The organism is Nocardia sp. AB354, assembly GCF_049538315.1.
Lineage (GTDB): Bacteria > Actinomycetota > Actinomycetes > Mycobacteriales > Mycobacteriaceae > Nocardia > Nocardia nova.
Genome location: NZ_JBMVFU010000046.1, coordinates 1 through 16883, shown reverse-complemented (window position 1 = coordinate 16883; position 16883 = coordinate 1). Strand labels below are relative to the sequence as shown.

The following is a 16883-nucleotide window of genomic DNA, read 5'->3' as shown; positions in this document are numbered from 1 at the left end:
CACCGTCTGGGCCCGGTCCTGCTCTTGCGTGCTCCAGCTCCGCCGCCAGGGGATCTGCTGGACCAGTTCCTCGTCTGTCAGCGCTTGAGCGAACGGGTTCTGCAGGTCTCCCGAGGGGGTGAGCGCGTCGAGTTCGTTTCGGCGGATGGTGGCCACCACCACCGCCCCCGCCTCGAGCAGGCCACCGACGGTGGCAGCGAAGCCGGGATGGGCATACTGTGCGACGTCGTCGAGCCACACCACCGCCTGCGCCAGTTCCTGCGCCGGCCAGTCAGCGAGAGCCTCAAGGTGCGCGCCGCCCTTCGGCCGCAAGAGCAGCCGCGTGGCCAGGGCTTCGATGCAGCGCACCGCCTCAGCGGCCGAGCGCGACTTACCCGAGGCAGAAGCACCGACGATCAGCAGCATCCGGGCCTGTCCCAAACCGGCGACCTGCGCGGCGTGCTGCACCGCCAGGCGCAGTGTGGTGTCGTCGTCGCGGGTGACGTAGGAGAAGAACGACGAGTCCTCCCCGGTGAGGCGGGCGGCGGGTTTGACCCCGAACGCGTCGAGCTCCTGCTCGCTCACCGCTTTCGGCGCACCCGTCCTGGCCAGGGTGTCGGGCATAAGATCGGCGCGGTTGCGGGCCGCGTCGCGTATCTGCACCACCACCGGCCCGGTCCCGCTGACCTGTGCCAGGGCCGTGACCAAAGCGTGGCTGTCGGCGAGCGCGTCGGCGAGCGGGACGACGAACAGTGTCCGGTTCCCGGCCGAGATGCCGGCGTCGGTGACCACCGCAGCCAGCTGCCCGTCCGGCAACAGCACCCCCGCCCCCGACATCCCGCCCCAGCCTGCCTGCAGCTCCGGTGGATCGTTCTGCACATCCAGCGGCAGCCACCGCCGCGGCAACGGACGAGCCGGATCGACCGGCGGACGCGCCTGACCCGCCGGTAGCAGCCGACCGAGCACCGCGGTGGTCTGCCGGAACGTCACCCCGTGCGGGTCGGTCTGGACATCGGCTTGGGCGAACCCCACCGCATGGCACTCGGGCTCAGGCCGGGCATCGAGCCACACCACCGCCGGGGACGGGGGCCCCGGCTCGGGCCAGCGGGCATCGTCGACACGCAGCACCGCCAGATCCCACACCGCGTCATCCCACACCTGCGCCACCGGGATAAACTCCGGCACCGACGTCGGCAACCGCCCGGTAGGCACGATCCGCACCAGGATCCTCCCCGACGGCAGGGCATCCGCGATCACGTGGCGGGCGGTGAGCACCCCGCGGGAGCCGATCGCGATGCCGGCACCGGCCTGGTGGGGCTCAGCCCACACCTCCACCACCCGGTCCGCGAGCACTCGGCCGAGCGTCGCGGTGTCCTCAGCCACCGGGCTCTTCCTGGTTCCCGGTCACCTGCATCGGCCCCCTCCGGCCGGTCTTCGGGTCCTGCAGAAACGGGTTGAGCGTCAGCACGAGCGTCTGCGTGGCCTCACGCTCGAGGTGTCCTTCAGCGCCGGCTTCGACCACCCACCAGCGGATCTTGCCGCTTCCCCCCACGCTGCGGCCCGCCACCACCGTCAACGTCAGCGAGACCTGCCCGATACCGAACTGCACCCACTGTCCCTGCCCCCTGGCCCAGGCCTCCTGCAACTCCGACCGCACCGACTCGATCGCGTCGCTCAACCCCAAACGTTCGGGCTCGTCACTCACGAGACTTCCCTTCGTCGAGATGTCACGTTCCAAGTGGCCACTTCCAGGATCGCCTGTAGGGGCAGTGTCGCGCTGCCAAACGCTATACAACTGGCCGAGAAAGACCTCGCAACAATGCGCCTGATCCGTCGCGGTCAACAGAGACCGCGGGTCCTCGACCGCGACCAGCGCGTCAGCGCGCCCGGCCGCTCCCAGGTCATGTCCACCCCGACGCCGTTGATGCGCAGCGGGGGGTGCCCCCATGGCCGGGGGTTGCCCGATAACTACGGTTATCGGGCAACTAGCGGTAGAACCGCCGAATCCGAGCTGCCCGAACTGATTCCGCCGTGCCGTGTTCGTTTCCGGGTTATCGGGCAACTTTGCCGATCGAGGGGAGACCAGCGTGCGCAGCGGCACCGACGTGGGCGACGATCCGGAGGTCACCGTCGGCCACCCGGAGGTCGTGGTGCCGATCGAACTGCATATCGCCGACTTCCTCACCGATCTGCGCAACATGAACACCCCGGCGAACACGATTTGCGCCTACCGCGGCGACCTGACCGCCTTCGCCGAGCACGTCGACGGCGACCTGGCGGCGATGAGCGTGGATCCGGTGCGCGCCTTCGTGTCCGAAATCTCCGATCTCGCGCCGGCGACGCGAAAACGCAAGCGCGCCGCGGTCTCCGCGTTCTGCCGGTGGGCGGTGCGCCACGACCGGATGCCGGCCGACCCGATGGACAAGGTCGGCACCATCACCGTGCCCAAATCCCTCCCGCGCCCGGCGCCGGCCGCCGACCGGATTGGCCTCACACGTGACAGCCCTGGCTCAGCGGTGGTCGCCCTGCTGGATCACTCTGCCAACAAGCTGGTCGCGATGCCGCTGAGCCGAGAAGCCCTCGAAGGCGCGATCATGGCTCATTGGCTCGCGCAGGTGCCCGACGGCATGCAGGCGTTCGCGGCCGAATACAAGCGTAAAGCGCTTGGCCCTCGCGGCCGATCTACAGCGAGCGCCAAGCGCAGCCTTCCGGTCTGGAGCGAATATGGTTGCCGCGCGGATTCTTCCGGTTCAACGAGCCGTCCACGGCGCAGACTCATCCGATCCGCCGCCGCACGTTGACGACGTGCGCCGACACAGTTGATGACTAATGTTTAGATGCGCATATATCCGTAGCGAACATTGCGCGCCAGCCAAAGCGGTCAAACCGGCGAATCGACCCTCACGGACGGTTCAGGTGTCGGCGCGAAACATCTCGAAAATGGCACTGCACATGGGCAAACGACGTCTGTATCAGGACGTCCACAGGACGTCACAGGTCCACAAACAGCAACAAACAGCAACCGGCGACACTCACCAACAACCACGAATCCGCAGGTCGCGCCGCTTCGCCGGACAAAACCAACCGGTCATAAGTAGCATCGAAGGATGCGATCGATGTGTTGATAGGCGATCCGCGGGTCGTCCGGATGGTTGGTTGACAGGGGCGACAGAATGGACTGAACCGCAGGTCAGCAGCATTTGGCATGGCATGAACCACTGGATTGGGGCTGCCGATAGCGGCCGATCACCGATTCTCCGTGGACCTACAGAACGTCGACAGGACGTCGCGGAATTGTTGTCCGTTTCGGAACCCCTCCGACTGGACGCCGGCAAGCCCGTAAGCGTCGTCGCGGCGTCTCGATCGCGCGCGACGGATCATTCGCCTCAGCATTGTGCACGCTGGTCAACCCGTATCGCGCACACTTGCGGGGCGGCGCGCTGCCGGGGCTACGCGTTGCGGCGCTGCAGGCGAAGCGAAGCGAACTGTGGTCGTTCTCGGTGCACGCTCGGTGACTGACGCCGAAGCTATCTACCGACAGTTTGTAAGTTTTGTCGGGTTGAGCGTGCGTTCACCGTCGGGCGCGTTTTCGCGTCTGTCAGCCCGATCCGACTACAAGTTGCCATCGTCGGCGTATCAGGTCCGGCGTTTCGGTCAAGTCGACGGATAGGAAACGGATTCTGTGTCCCTGTATGTGGACGGTGTCGTTGATCGGTTCGCGGCCGTTGGCTGCGACGAACAGCAGGACGCCTTCCGCGGTGTCGGCGGACGGGTTTCCCACACCGGTTTGAGACATGAGATATGCATAGAGCTGGAAGAGGTAGTTCCGGTCTATTTTCGTTGTGCCGGAACGGCTTTCGTAGAGAGCGTCCGTGAACTTGGTTTCGATGACGATCTGTCGGCCGGTCGCCGTATGGCGTAGGACGGTGTCGGTCTCCAGGCGTGGCAGTCGGTCTGCGCCGGAGTCGCCGTCGGTGTGTGGCCAGGTCAGGTGAGTACTTCCGACCGTCCAGCCGGCAGGTCCCATGGTGTGCCTGAAGTATCCTCGGACCGCTTTTTCGAACAGTATTCGGTATTTGTGGTCGTCTTCGATCAGGGTCGGCACGAGTTGCTGCCCGGCCTGGTGAGTAGGCAGTGCCATGTCGTGGACGAGATGGGCTGCGTCGAGCATGCGTCGATCCGAGGCATCGCGTCGACCCAGCCTGTCTGCGGATAGCTGGGCCCGTGTGGGGGTGCGCGGGTCTACTCCGAGGCGTTGCATCGTGAACGATGCTGCCGCGCATCGGTGGGATAGCTTGCGGGACTGCACTTGTCGTCCCGCAGTTGTGAGTGTGATGGCGATGAACCGGTTTCGAGGCGAGTCGATGCTGAGTTCGTCGAAGGTGCAGGCGACTCGCCTTCGTCGATGAGTCGTCGTGTGGTGGTTCGCAGGTGGTCTACGCGTCCGCGTACACGAGTCAGATCAGCTTTGGCACGACGATAGTGGAGGGTGAGTTGGCTGCGGAGCCGGCGTTCGACTTCTGCGACCAGGACCTCAGCGATTGCGTCGAGCAAGTCGGCGTCGCGATCACCGGCCAGGATCGCAGTCGGGCAGCGCCGGCAGTGCCGGTCGCCCTTGCAAAGAGCTTCTCGGACTGGGCTGCCACTCCCCCTCGACCGCCGCTGAGTGCCGTCCGACGTCCGTAGACCAGATGGCGCGCAACCGTCGAAGGCCTTCGGAAACTGCTTGTGGCTGCGGGCCGGTCGATCGGATGGTTTCGGTGGTCAGGTGTACCAGTTCGCGGGCCAGTGGGGTGCATCCGCCGATGCCTCACCGCCCGACCCGGCCGACGTGTGGGAGGTCGCGGCCGCACGTGCCGCAGTCTTGTGCGGACGCGGACCCGGCGTCGCCGACGACGAACTGCTGCATTGCCAGCACCAGCGCACTGCTGCGTGACCTCCGGAGATTGTGTGGGGTCCTACTGTGCGGTGTCGAGCGATATCAGATGCTGGGTGCGTTGGCGTAGAAGAGTTGGTCTTCGCGATATCCGCCCTGCCCCATGCCGATTCGTGTCGGGTCGTCGACGAACTCGATCGCTTTGACCCATTTGACCATCTTGTATCCCAGCTGTGTTTCCAGGCGGATTCGGACGGGTGCGCCGTGTTCGACAGGTCGCGGCGCTCGATTCATTTCCCAAGCGAGCAGGGCTTGCGGTGTCCTGGCTATTTCGATGGGCACCGCCTCGTAGTAGTGGCCGTAGCGGCCGTGGCCCTCGGTGAGTCCCTTGCCGCCCATTCCGTAGAACACGACATGGGTTGCTGTGTCGGCGAGTTGGACGTGATCGATGAGATCGACCATTGGCACCCCACCCCATTCGGCGATCGCGTTCCAGCCCTGAATACAGTTGTGGTTGGTGATCTGTCGTTGCCAGCCGATTTCCGCCAGCTCCGGCAGCGAGAGTCGCTGTGGCCGAGCGACGAGACCGCCGATCGGCAGCCGGTAGTTTCCGAATCCTGCGGCCGCCAGTGTCTCGTAATCTTCTGTGGTGGGCGGGTATCCGTTGACGCGATGGTATTCGGAGATGTCGCGTCGGTGGTAGCGCTGGCGGGAGGTTCTGGCCATCCGGGAGATCAGGTATTCGAACGGATGCACCACCACGCCGAGCAATCGCTGCGTCCGGCGGGGTTGCAGGCGCGAGAATACCGTCGCGGCGACGTTGAACACGATAATGGTCAGCAGGCCGAGCGATCCCACGATGGTGGCCAGGGTGTGGTTCGCGTCTTCTGAACCCAGCACGATTTTGGCGAACTCGCCGGGGATGCTGTGCACGATCACCATCAGTACGTGCGCGACGACGAATCCGGCGAAGGCGCACAGCCCGAGGAAATGTATGCTGCGCGCGCCTTGCTTGCCGCCGAAGAGTTTTCCGTACCAGGGAAATCGAGCCAGCATGGAAGGTGACATCGCCGCCGACAGCTCAGTGTGCTCCAGCCGGGTCGCGCCTGGCAGCTGGCCGGTATCGATCAATTCCTGCTTCCGCCAGACCTAAATCGTCTGGTCACTGATTTCAAATCGGACGCTACCTGCGCAACCGGGCGATCGGCAGCGATCAGGTCCAGCACCTTGCGGCGGAACTCCTTAGATGGAGGCAGCAGGCACGTGCCCAACCGCAATCCCGGCCGCCGCCTTGGGCCGGGATTGAGTGTGAACAACCGCCCCTGTGTTCTGCGTCAGCCGCGCCATGCTCAGCGGTGCGGCTGGCATCACGCGTGACGACGTAGAAGCACACTCAGGTCCATCGTTCACAAACTGGCTGTAATGCACCCTCGGGGCCACGGCTTGGCAGAGGGGTGGCACTGTGCCACACTTGGCCGTATGGCCAACTTAGTCGATCGAGCAACTTCAGCTCGCGGCCAGCGCCGTCGTGAGCAGTTGATCAATGCGGGCATCGCATTGCTGGCGGAGGGCGGCTGGCCGGCGGTGACCGCGCGAGCGGTGGCGGAGCGCGCTCGTACCAACATGGGGCTCATCCACTACCATTTCGGCGGCCTACCCGGCCTGCATGCGGCCATCGCCCGGAAGGCAGGCGATGAGGTAATCACCCCGGTCGTCGATGCCCTCCTCGCGGGCCAGGACCCACACGCCACTCTGGACGCCATCCGCAACTTGGTTCCAGCCACCACCAGCAACAGCCAGACAATGCGACTGGCGGTGGAGCTGATGGCAGGCGCCCTGCACGACCCCGCGCTGGGCGAGGTTCTGCGCGACGGGCTGCGCCAGGCACGAGCGCGGATCATTGAGCGGTTCGGAGAGCTCTACCCGTCGTGGTCCGAGGCCAGGCGTACCGGCGCGGCCACCGTCGTCGCCGCATTGCTGGACGGGCTCATGCTGCACCAGCTGCTGGACGCGTCTTTGCCTGTCGACGATGCGTTGGCCGCGCTCGGCGATCTGATCGGAGACCGTTCATGAGGGTGCTGATCTGCGGCGGTGGCGTTGCTGGCCTAACCTGCGCCTATTGGCTGTGTCAGACGGGTCACACGCCCGTCGTCGTCGAGCGTGCCCAAGCCGGCCCGCTGGGCGGCTACGGCATCGACCTTTCCGGCGCCGGCTACACCATCGCCGACCGTATGAGTATCCTCGACCAGCTCGCCGCGCGCCAGCTGCGGGTGGGCCCGGTCGCCTTCGTCGACGCCGCCGACCGGATCACCGCACAGCTGAACCGGCCGTTGGCTGAGAAGGTCCTGCGTGGCCCGTACCTCGCGCTGATGCACACAACCCTCGAGGAAGTCCTCGCCGACGCCGTGCGCGACATGGTCGAGGTCCGTTACCGGCAGAGCGTCGGCAAGGTGCAGCAAAGCGACGGCGGCGTGGAGGTGACCTTCGCCGATGGCACTCAGGGGAGCTTCGACGCATTCGTGGGCGCGGACGGTGTGCACTCGCGCACTCGCGAGCTCGTCTTCGGCTCCGAGCTGTGGTGGGCCCGCCACCTCGGCTTCAGCATGGCCTGCTATCCCGTGCCGGACATCACCGGACTCACCGACATACGAGCACACTTCACCGAGCCCGGCCGCCAGACGGTTCTGTATCCGACCGACACGGCCGGTACCTCGATCGCGCTGTTCCTTTACCGGGCCCGGCCGCATGGCAGTATTCCGCGGTCCGAGCGCGGAGCCCGGCTGCGGACGGCCTACATCGGCTCTGGCTGGCACACCCCCGAGCTGCTCGCGTATGCCCCAGATGACGGCTTCTTCATGGACACCCTCACCCAGATCGAGTTGCCCGGCTGGCACCGCGGCCGTGTTGTGCTGATCGGAGACGCCTGCGGAGCACTGACCCTCACCTCCGCCCAGGGCGCTTCGGTTGCCATGGCCGGCGGCTACCTGCTCGCCAAGGCACTCGAGGCCCACCCCTTTGACCATACAGCCGCGTTTGCCGCGTACGAGGCGCGCTTGCGGCCTTTCGTCACTGAGCGCCAGCGCCGCGCCCGCGCCTTCGCTCGCGGGCTGGTTCCGGCCACGCGCGCCGGCCGAAGCGTCCAGCGCATGGTTACTCGGCTCGTCCTGCGAGATGCCTGTGCTCCGCTGCTGCGCTTCGGCTTCGGCGACACCAGCAGCATCCTGCCAACCTCACCCGACAACAAGAAGGAGACAGCGCAATGAGGGTTTTCGTCGCCGGTTCAACCGGCTATCTGGGAAGGCATATCGTCCGGGAGCTGAAGGACCGCGGGCATTATGTCCGGGCGCTGGCCCGAGACGCCGCGCGGTTGGCGCCCGTCCGCGATGCAGTCGACGACGTGTTCACGGCGGATGCCACCGACCGGGACGCACTCGCGGGCTGCTGTGACGGCATCGACGCGATCGTCAGCACCGTTGGGCTCGTGGGCAAAAAGAGCAGGAAGACGTGCTGGGACGTGGACTACGGGGCCAACCGGAACCTGCTGGAAGAGGCCGACCGAGCCGGAGTCGGCAAATTCGTCTACTCCTCGGTGGTTCACGCACCCGCCCTGGAGAAACTCCAACTCACCCAAGCCAAACGCGCATTCGAACGGGACCTGCGCAGCTCCGGGATGCCGCACACGATCCTGTTCCCGAACGGCTTCTTCTCCGACTTCGACGAGTATCTCGATATGGCCCGCAAGGGCCGCGTCTACGTCTTCGGCAACGGCCACTTCCGCATCAACCCCATCGATGGTGCCGACGTCGCCGCTGCAGCCGCCGACGCCCTCGATACAGACGCCAGCGAGATCGAACTCGGCGGCCCGGACGTGCTCACACATGAGCAGATCGCTCAGGAAGCCTTCCACGCACTAGGCACCACCCCACGCATCACCCGCATCCCTGCCGGGCTCCTCAAGTCGGGCCTGGTGCTGATGCGCCGACTGACCCCACTTCGCGTATATGGCGTCGTGGAGTTCCCGCTCACTGTGCTCACACACGACGTGACCTCCCCGGCCACCGGCCGACGACACATCGCCGACTACTACCAACGGGCGGCGACATCCAGCCCTGCCGACGATAAAGTCACCCCGCCGGACCAACCGTCGAAATATTGAGGCTTCAATGAGCGCCCGGCCTGGCCGCCTAGATATTCTGTCCGCCCGCACGACCGGCCCGGACCGGCCGAGTCGATTGAGTAGGCAGAACCAGCACGACAGTGACCGCCACCGTCGCCCCCTCCCACGTCGCAGGCGTAGACGCCCCGCCGACACCATACTGGTCGCAGTGGCCAGTCCCTGATAATGCGACCACCCGGTAGTAGAGCCCGGGTTGTTTCCTCGGTTCAGTTGATCCCGCAGTCCACCGGGTGGTGGGTGTGGTTGCAGGCCGCAGCGTACTCGGCCGGCGTCCGGTAGCCCAGCGCTGAATGCCGGTGCCGCAGGTTGTGGTCGGATTTGAAGTCACCGATGACCACGCGGGCCTCGAGCAGGGAGGTCCAGTGGTTGCGGTTGAGGCACTCGGCGCGCAACCGGCGGTTGAACGATTCGATGTAGCCGTTGTTCCAGGGTGTGCCGGGTGGGATGTAGGTGATTCCGATCCTGTTGGCGCAAAAGCGTTGCAGCGCTGTGGAAATCACTTCCGGGCCGTTGTCGCATCGCAGCACCTTCGGGACGCCCCGAGCAGCGAACACCCGCGCGAGTTCGGCGACGAGTCTCTCCCCGGTGATCGAACGTTCCACCAGGTGCAGCAGCGACTCCCGGGTGTGTTCATCGACCACCGACGCGATCTTCACCGCCCGACCATCGACCGTGGAATCGAACTGGAAATCCAACGCCCACACCGTCTTCGGTGCGTCAGCGACGACCGCCGGCACCGACGAGGACCCGACGCGTTTGCGCCGGTGATGCGTCCGCACCTACAGGCCCTCCTGTTTCCACAACCTGTGGACCCGTTTGCGGTTGACCCGGTGGCCTTCGCCGTCACCGCAACGCCGCCCACGCCCGACGGAACCCGTGACAGGGGTTCTTGCGCGCGTACTCGCGCAGCCAAGCCCTGGCACCGGCATCGGGATCATCCGGGGTTTGGTCGAGTGGCAGCCGCCGGAACGTGGACCGATGGACCCCGACGACCTTGCAGGCGAACCGTTCGGACATGCCCTTGACCTGCAAGAGCATGTCCACCGCCCGCCGCTTGGCCGCCGGGCCTAGAAGTTTCCCCGCGCGATGTCCCGCAACGCGTCTTTCTCGAGTTCGGCATCGGCCAGCAGCCGCTCGAGCCTCGCGTTCTGCTCGCGCAGTTCCTTGAGCTTTTTGGCGGCGTCGGTGTCCATCCCGCCGTACTGGCGCCGCCAGTTGTACAACGTCGCTGCCGAGATCCCCAGGTCGGCGGCGATCTCCTCACCCGAAGCGCCCGCGGCGGCCAGTTCGTCGGCGCGGCGCAGCTTCCGCACGATCTCTTCGGCGGAATGCCGCTTACGACTCTCAATGAACTTGTCAAGCCGCGGCCGCGTCGGATCCCACTCGTTCGAGGACGAATTCGCGTCCGTCTCGTAGCAGAGCCCACAGCACGTCGACGAGGCGCCGGGCCAGCGCCATCACCGCTTGCGGATGGATGAGCCGCTCGGACCTTTTCCGGTCGTAGAACCGCCTGGACGGGCCATTCACGATCCGGAGGCTCGTCATCGCGGCGAGGTAGAAAACGCGACGTAGCCGACGGTTGTAGCGTGTCGGGCGCCGTAGATTTCCGGTGACGCGGCCGGAGTCACGCGGCACCGGGACCAGGCCGGCGTGGCTCGCCAGACGTCCCGGCGAACCGAATCCCACGAGGCTGCCTCCCGTTTCGACGAGGAAGTCCGCACCGAGCCCCGGGCCCATACCAGGCATCGACTCGATGATCGTGGCCCACGCATGGCTACGGAACCGTTGCGCGATCAGCTTGTCGGCGGCCTTGATCTCCCGATCCAGATCCAGCAGCTTGCCCGCAGCACGTTTGATCAACACCGCCGCGTCCGGCTCACCGGGCAGGGCAACGTCCTGAGCATTCGCCGCAGCGAGAGCGGCCGCAGCCAGCTTCGCGATCCCGGAAGGTCTCACCCCGCGCTCGCGCAAATGAGTTGTGATGCCATCGATTCCGGCTCTGGTGATCTCTGACGGCGTGCACAGCGCCGAGATCAGGATCAGTGGTCCGCGGGTCGAGTAGTTGAGGGCTCTCTCAAGCGCCGGGAAGATCGACCCCAACTGCGCTCTCAGCCGATTGATTCCGGCAACCCAGTCGGACATCAGATCGGCGCGGTATCGGGTGAGCTGTGTCAGCCCCGCGACGAGCTCGTCCGGGATCGTGACATCGGTGAGATCCCTTCGCATTCTGGCGGTTTCGGCGATCACCCGTGCGTCTCTGGCATCGGTTTTTCCTTCACCACGGAATCCCTGGCTCATCGTTTTCACGACCTGGCCGGGCACGTAGACGACCGATTCGCCCGCGTTGAGCAGCACGGTGAGCAGCATCATCGCCAGCGGGCCCGTCAGGTCGACCGCCCACCGCACCTGGGTGGTGGCGCGACCGGCACGAGCGATCAGCTGCTCGATCGCACGCTGGTCGTTGCCGACTTTCTGGCTGAACACCACCTCACCTGCGACGTCGACCGCGCACGCGTGATGCGATTGTTTACCGACGTCGATCCCGACCCAGATTTCGAGGCCCTCAGCCACTGATCCACTCCCGTTATCGCTGCTCGAGCCCGTGGACGACCCCGCCGGCAGGTCCCTAAACAGCGATGATCCGCAACAGCTCTCAATCAGCGGCCGGAGTGTCCAGACCGGCGGGGCGGCAAGTCGCAAAGAGCCATCACATCGACATCCTGCACATAAGCCACACCCCGCCGGGCCGGGCGTCCGGGTGGATGACCCGGACCCCTATCAACTTAGGGTCCTGCCATGGTTCTCAGTGTCCCTTCTGGCCCCTTACCAGGGCCAACAGGACTCTAAATCCGGGCGGTCGCATTCACCGAGAACAGGCCACCTGGTTTTCACCTTTCTTCACGCCAGCGAGTACGCGGGCGGGTCTGTTCTTCTGGGTCGCGGTGACGCTCGATACGTGGAGATCGCGGTTTTTCGGTCTGGTAGCCGCGCACTACGATGTGTTCACGAAACTGCCTGCCCTGTTCCACCAAGCTATGGTCAAAGGCTTATATCGCCGGTTAACCACCGGCTGGTGATTACATTGAGTGAGCTGCGGTCGGAAGCATCCGGCCCGCCGCCCTTCTATCCGGCAAGTTGCCCCTCCTGCCTGATCGGAGTTCACCGCAGGTCGATATTACCTCTGGCACCAATCCACATCGCAGCGGCCGAGCCTTCGTATGCGCGGGCCATTAGCCGCATCCTTTCTACCGCGGAAGATAGTCACACCAACCGGTCGACCGAAGTTATGCCGGGCCGCCCGCTCGTTGCTAGCCACAGTGGCTAGCTTGAGATTTCCAATAGTTTTCGATAGTCGCCACGGTGCCCGGTGGCTGCGCTTCCCCCTCCCATTGGATGCATTTTCCTTTTGCAGCAATCTTGACAGGCCCAGCATAGTATTTATACTTTCCTGAGTCCGATACTGCTGTCGACCGCTGGCCGGCGAGTTCGATCGAAGCATTCGTCTCCGAGGCCGTTCCGAGGTATTTCGTTTTCCACGTAACCACGCAATTATCATTGTCGTTGTAGAGCAGATATATCGTTGCGTTCGGCAAATCATGGTGATCTATCTCACGGAACCCCGACCCACATGCGCCGGCCGGGGTCGATGCGGCCGCAGCAGTGGGCATCGAGAGCAGAGGTGCAATAGCAGCGGACAGCGTTACCGCCGCTCCTACCAACCCACGACGGCAGAAGCGAGAGAATCGATAATTCATCTTTCATTCCTCCTTGAATGTAGCATTTTTCGACGAGCGAGAATAACAGTGTTCATTTTTCCGCAGTACGGGCCATTTGAGCGTAAAAGGGTCGGTCGCTGCACTCAGCGCTAGCCTCCCGCTGCCATAGACACGCCGTAGGGGAAGAGCGACAAATTAGCTCGCCGAACTACCGCACAGCAATGATGCGACTTGCCTCTCGAAATAATCAGACGATGCTGCGGAACGACATTTGCACATGCGCAAACCGTGCGTTTTTGTCAACTATCGAAGCCGAGCAACCGTCGCAGGTCAATCCATTGCCACCGAGCGAACGAGAAAACATGCCAAAAGAGTAAGGACGGATCTCCGCTGAGGCCAGCATGCCGTCAGACATCTTCGACACCGTTTGCGACAAGAAACCGTTTGCGACAAAGGCCTTCGCTCGTGACGCCGCTAGTGAATGCAGGTGCATGCCGGTTTGGACATGATTCAGCACCGATATGGCGAGACTGGACCGCAATGGCCGACCCGCGATTAGCCGGAGCGCCAGGTCGCTGCCGGCGGCCCGCCGTGGCGCACGCGGCGAGGCTTCGACAGCCGTTCTACATCGACGGCGTGTAGTGATAAGTCTCGCGCGCCGGCCTGCAGGGCATGCATCGCTGGCTACCGAAGGGGAAGGCGTGCAGCGTATCTCATGCAAGTGCCGCACGCGGTTCGCAGTGTTCGCTCACAGTTCATGACGTGCAGGAGGAATCGCTCGGCTTCCCGGAGCTGTACTCGTTGTGCCCGGATTCGCCGGAGCTGTCGCTTTACAGCGCCAACCCTCTCGTATTCATCCTTGTCCAGAACCTGCCGGATCTCCGACAAACTCATCCCGACGGCTTGGCAGGTCCGCAGAACGCTCAAGCGGCAGATATGTTGTTCGCTGTAGTCGCGATGGCCCGACGGCGTGCGGTCAGGAACCACGACTCCCATTCGCTCCCAGTGCCTCAGGACATGCGGTGCGACGCCAAGGCTATGCGCCACCTCTCCGATCTTCATTCGGACATCACTTCCTTCCTGATGCGTAGACGAGATTCAAGAGACCGTGGTCGAGTAACCACTACAGCCGATGAATTCCAGATCTATTTGCCCGTGTCAGATCTTGCGGGTGCACCCCACTGAGAATCAGTCCATTCCTCATCTTGCACGCGCCCGGATGACGGTGATGTTCGATGCCGGCAGGATCTCCGACCGACTGACGTAGAAGGCGCAGTTTGTGGCGGAGTTTTCCAGCTCTTCGATTTTCCGATCAGCGTCGGGGACATAAGAGCTCCTATCGGGTTCGGTTGCTGAGTCGTCGCCAGCAGATCAGCGCCGTAGCGAGGTCGAGGAATCCGTGGTGGATATCGGTGCGTCGTTCCCATCGGATGGCCAGTCGTCGGTACTGGTGCCGCAGGGCGAAGGTTTGTTCGACGATCCAGCGGCCGGCGGTGACCTTGTCGCGGGTGCCGCGACGGGCGATGTAGCCGGTGATACGTCGCTGCCGCAGTTCGGAATACACGCTGGGGTAGTCGTATCCCTTGTCCGCGATCAAGGTGGTGATCCGGCGGCGGGGTCGGCCGGCGCGCCCGCGAAGTGGCTTCACCCGATCGAGGAGTGTGGGCAGCATCAGGTGGTCGTTGACGTTGGCCGCGGACAGCGCGACGGCGAGCGGGAATCCGTTCGCGCAGGTCAGGATGTGGTGCTTGGAACCGGTCTTGGCGCGATCGACCGGGCTGGGACCTGTTGCGGCGCCCCTTTTTTCGCCCGCACGTGCGAGCCGTCGACCAAGACCCGGTCGAAGTCGATCAACCTGGCGGCGTGGGCGCGGGTGAGCACGGCCTGATGGATCTTCTCGAACGCCCCGGCGGCCTGCCAGTCCCGCAACCTGCGCCAACAAGTCATCCCGGACCCGAACCCGAGTTCCTGAGGCAGGTCTTCCCACCCGATCCCGGTGATCAGCACGAACAAGATCCCCTGCAGCACCAGACGGGAATCCATCTGCGCCGGTCCCGGCGTCCCTGCCGGTTTCACCGGCAGTAGCGGCTCGATTACCGCCCACAACTCGTCATCCACAATCCACGGTGCTGCCACAACGAAACATACTGCACTGCAACAGAATCCGACGCCACTCGACTGAACCTGTTAGGAGCTCTAAGTGCGCGCGAACGTTTTGCCCAATCCGTCCGTACCTGTACTCCAGCTTTCGTCGCGCTGGCCCGCACAGCGGTGCGACTGCGCCGGCCGGTGAGTTGGCCGACTGAGTAGCTGCCGCGTGTGTCCGGTGCGTCGGCTGCAGAGTATTTGAAATCGCTGTGGGGGCGTCTACGCGAGTGTGTGGATCAGCTCGCTGCTGTCGAGCTGAGCGCGACCGGCCGGGGGTCACGAGGGTTGTTTACGTTCGTAGGTTGCCGGTTGGGTGGCGAAATTTATGGCGTCGGACCATGTTTCGTAATAACGCCAGCCATGCAAGTCATCGGCGGTCCGGTAGCGAACGCACCATGATTGATTTGCGGGCCACCGCCCGACGCCGACCATCTTGCGCACTGACGGTTTATCGGTGGGTCGCCGTCGAACGTTCGTCATCGGTGTTGCCGGAGAGCTCATTGCACGCCCCGTTGTTGTGAGGTATTGCCGTACCGCCATCCCATATGGAGTGCAGGGGGACGCCGCTGCTGTGACACCCGACGTGCGCAAGGTTCACAGACCGGCAGGAAGGGGTTCACTGTATCGTCGGCTTGCGTAGCGAAGACAACCGTCCGGGACCTCTTTCCTTTGGTAAGGGCATGAGGAAAGACTGGCGGTGCGCCGGGCCGTGGGTCTCGGCGGTCGAGCCCCGCAGCCAGTCCGCGTACCCGTCTTGTTAGTGGGAATGGATGCGGTGCAATGAGGTACATGTGCGCAGACACCTCACGCGGTCGATGTCGGAGACCCGACTGGGGAGCCGTCTTGATAGCAGCCGGTGGGTAAATGAAAGGCATGAACAGCTCCGCAGGTGGCGTCGCGCTGCGGTCCCGCAGCCGGTCGAAATGTGCCATCGTTACAGCGAGGGCAACTGAGTGATGAGTTTTGCCGCAGCAGGAAGGCTACGGCTTTGCAGGCAGCGCGGGCGAGAGCCGCAGCAGACATTCAAGGTACTGGATGCGACGAGGGGCGGATGGTAAGGCTTCGTCGACGCGACCGATGGCCAGACGCTGACGGTGCTCACAGCACATGCTGCCGGCCGCCATTGTTGATTGGACCCCGACGATGCGGAACAGTGGAATGTCGCAAACGGTATCAGAAATGTCCGACGCAGCAGTCGTCCCTGCACCGTCGCCGTCGTAATGTCTCTGCGTCATCTTCCTCAGTTTGTCTGTCCTCGGCGGCGGTCAGCGCCAATTCCGCTCCGGGACAACAGGTTATTGTGCGTCTCCGGGAGCCGTAAGTGTCTTCATTGCATCCTGTCCAGGATTGCCGCAACCAGTTGTCGTCGTCGAGCGTAATGAGCCCGGATCATTCCGCGTTGACCTCCGCCCCTCTCACTGTGGGAGTGACCGCCGTCTCGCAGGCGGTTTTGACCCGTGAGGCGACCGACACGGCGCTGGAGAACGCATGGAAGACGGTGCCGATATACATTGCTGCACAGATGTTTCGGGCCGCAGCAGTTCATTCTGCGCCGCAGGTGGCCCGCGGTGCCGCAACGATCGGCCTATGGCGGGGCGATGGTATCAATACTGGGGGAAGGGCATATCAGCTTGCCGTCGGCCACCGAGAAGAATTCGACCGGAAATCAGCCGGATTCGCCGCCGGGGCGGGGGCGGCCGGTGGCGCGGCGGATGCGCTGCCCGAACAGTGGCTGGGCCGCCGCGGGATCGCGCCGACGACCAGCGCCCCGGCCGAACTCACCGACAGCGTGGCCAAGCGCGCCCTGATCCAACTCGACGCCACGGCGCTGGCCTGTCCTGGTGGGGGCCTATTGCTTCTGCTCCTCCCGAGGTCGAGGTGCGCAGCTGCGGGCGTGGTTGCGTATCGGCGGTTCGTAAATCGGGGAGTGTGTGGTGAGCGGTTCCGGGGGTGAGGATCTCGCGGACGTGGTGGACCGGATCACCGT

General features: G+C 64.3%; 14 protein-coding genes and 1 pseudogene. 5 read left to right on the top strand and 10 right to left on the bottom strand.

What is annotated here, in order from left to right; all coding sequences use genetic code 11:
- Positions 1-1362: S1 family peptidase (locus tag ACPCUW_RS34650; protein ID WP_423429608.1), on the bottom strand; the 1362-nt coding region annotated here is incomplete at its 3' end.
- Entirely contained in the window at positions 1355-1684 is a 330-nt protein-coding gene (locus ACPCUW_RS34645; RefSeq protein ID WP_423429607.1) for a trypco2 family protein, read from the bottom strand. The genes ACPCUW_RS34645 and ACPCUW_RS34650, both read right to left, overlap by 8 nt.
- Positions 1685-2066: 382 nt before the next feature.
- Here ACPCUW_RS34645 and ACPCUW_RS34640 point away from each other — a divergent pair, with 382 nt between their 5' ends.
- Positions 2067-2780 (top strand): site-specific integrase, encoded by a 714-nt coding sequence (locus tag ACPCUW_RS34640; protein WP_423429605.1) that lies wholly within the window; start codon positions 2067-2069, stop codon positions 2778-2780.
- A 797-nt stretch (positions 2781-3577) separates the two neighbouring features.
- Here the strand turns inward: ACPCUW_RS34640 and ACPCUW_RS34635 are convergent.
- Entirely contained in the window at positions 3578-4345 is a 768-nt protein-coding gene (locus tag ACPCUW_RS34635) for a 5-methylcytosine restriction system specificity protein McrC (RefSeq protein ID WP_423429610.1), read from the bottom strand.
- A gap of 402 nt (positions 4346-4747) precedes the next feature.
- Between ACPCUW_RS34635 and ACPCUW_RS34630 the strand changes: the two genes are divergently transcribed.
- Positions 4748-4915 carry a hypothetical protein gene (locus ACPCUW_RS34630; protein WP_423429604.1) on the top strand — a complete coding sequence of 56 codons (168 nt, stop codon included), beginning with the start codon at positions 4748-4750 and terminating at the stop codon, positions 4913-4915.
- A gap of 45 nt (positions 4916-4960) precedes the next feature.
- Here the strand turns inward: ACPCUW_RS34630 and ACPCUW_RS34625 are convergent, their stop codons facing one another.
- Positions 4961-5986, bottom strand: a complete 1026-nt coding sequence (locus tag ACPCUW_RS34625) for a molybdopterin-dependent oxidoreductase (protein ID WP_423429603.1) — start codon at positions 5984-5986, stop codon at positions 4961-4963.
- A gap of 348 nt (positions 5987-6334) precedes the next feature.
- Here ACPCUW_RS34625 and ACPCUW_RS34620 point away from each other — a divergent pair, with 348 nt between their 5' ends.
- Genes ACPCUW_RS34620 through ACPCUW_RS34610 form a run of 3 tightly spaced genes read left to right on the top strand, consistent with a single transcriptional unit; the run spans position 6335 to position 9011 of the window.
- Entirely contained in the window at positions 6335-6928 is a 594-nt protein-coding gene (locus ACPCUW_RS34620) for a TetR/AcrR family transcriptional regulator (RefSeq protein ID WP_423429602.1), read from the top strand.
- Positions 6925-8118, top strand: a complete 1194-nt coding sequence (locus tag ACPCUW_RS34615; protein WP_423429600.1) for an FAD-dependent monooxygenase — start codon at positions 6925-6927, stop codon at positions 8116-8118. Before ACPCUW_RS34620 ends, ACPCUW_RS34615 begins: the two co-directional genes overlap by 4 nt.
- Positions 8115-9011 carry an SDR family oxidoreductase gene (locus tag ACPCUW_RS34610; protein ID WP_423429599.1) on the top strand — a complete coding sequence of 299 codons (897 nt, stop codon included), beginning with the start codon at positions 8115-8117 and terminating at the stop codon, positions 9009-9011. The genes ACPCUW_RS34615 and ACPCUW_RS34610 overlap by 4 nt, the downstream gene beginning before the upstream one ends.
- A gap of 227 nt (positions 9012-9238) precedes the next feature.
- Here the strand turns inward: ACPCUW_RS34610 and ACPCUW_RS34605 are convergent.
- The 6 genes and pseudogenes from ACPCUW_RS34605 to ACPCUW_RS34580 form a co-directional block, all read right to left on the bottom strand.
- A pseudogene (locus ACPCUW_RS34605) lies at positions 9239-10381 on the bottom strand (IS3 family transposase).
- Between the two features lie 7 nt (positions 10382-10388).
- On the bottom strand, positions 10389-11603 hold the full coding sequence (locus tag ACPCUW_RS34600; RefSeq protein WP_423429598.1) for an IS110 family transposase: 1215 nt from the start codon (positions 11601-11603) through the stop codon (positions 10389-10391).
- Between the two features lie 737 nt (positions 11604-12340).
- Complete coding sequence (locus tag ACPCUW_RS34595) at positions 12341-12787, bottom strand: hypothetical protein (RefSeq protein ID WP_423429596.1); 447 nt, start codon at positions 12785-12787, stop codon at positions 12341-12343.
- 645 nt (positions 12788-13432) lie between these two features.
- On the bottom strand, positions 13433-13810 hold the full coding sequence (locus ACPCUW_RS34590) for a MerR family transcriptional regulator (protein WP_423429594.1): 378 nt from the start codon (positions 13808-13810) through the stop codon (positions 13433-13435).
- 274 nt (positions 13811-14084) lie between these two features.
- Positions 14085-14884 (bottom strand): IS5 family transposase gene (locus tag ACPCUW_RS34585; protein WP_423429592.1). Its coding sequence is split into 2 segments (ribosomal slippage): positions 14085-14554 and positions 14554-14884, totalling 801 coding nucleotides; the frame shifts between segments, so codons are not numbered across the junction.
- A 992-nt stretch (positions 14885-15876) separates the two neighbouring features.
- Positions 15877-16131, bottom strand: a complete 255-nt coding sequence (locus tag ACPCUW_RS34580) for a hypothetical protein (protein ID WP_423429591.1) — start codon at positions 16129-16131, stop codon at positions 15877-15879.
- Positions 16132-16883 lie beyond the last annotated feature (752 nt).

Coding starts and splice junctions, on each gene's coding strand:
- ACPCUW_RS34620 (WP_423429602.1), top strand. CDS start 6,335: ATGGCCAACTTAGTCGATCGAGCAACTTCAGCTCGCGGCCAGCGCCGT.
- ACPCUW_RS34615 (WP_423429600.1), top strand. CDS start 6,925: ATGAGGGTGCTGATCTGCGGCGGTGGCGTTGCTGGCCTAACCTGCGCC.
- ACPCUW_RS34610 (WP_423429599.1), top strand. CDS start 8,115: ATGAGGGTTTTCGTCGCCGGTTCAACCGGCTATCTGGGAAGGCATATC.
- ACPCUW_RS34595 (WP_423429596.1), bottom strand. CDS start 12,787: ATGAATTATCGATTCTCTCGCTTCTGCCGTCGTGGGTTGGTAGGAGCG.
- ACPCUW_RS34590 (WP_423429594.1), bottom strand. CDS start 13,810: ATGAAGATCGGAGAGGTGGCGCATAGCCTTGGCGTCGCACCGCATGTC.
- ACPCUW_RS34580 (WP_423429591.1), bottom strand. CDS start 16,131: ATGACGCAGAGACATTACGACGGCGACGGTGCAGGGACGACTGCTGCG.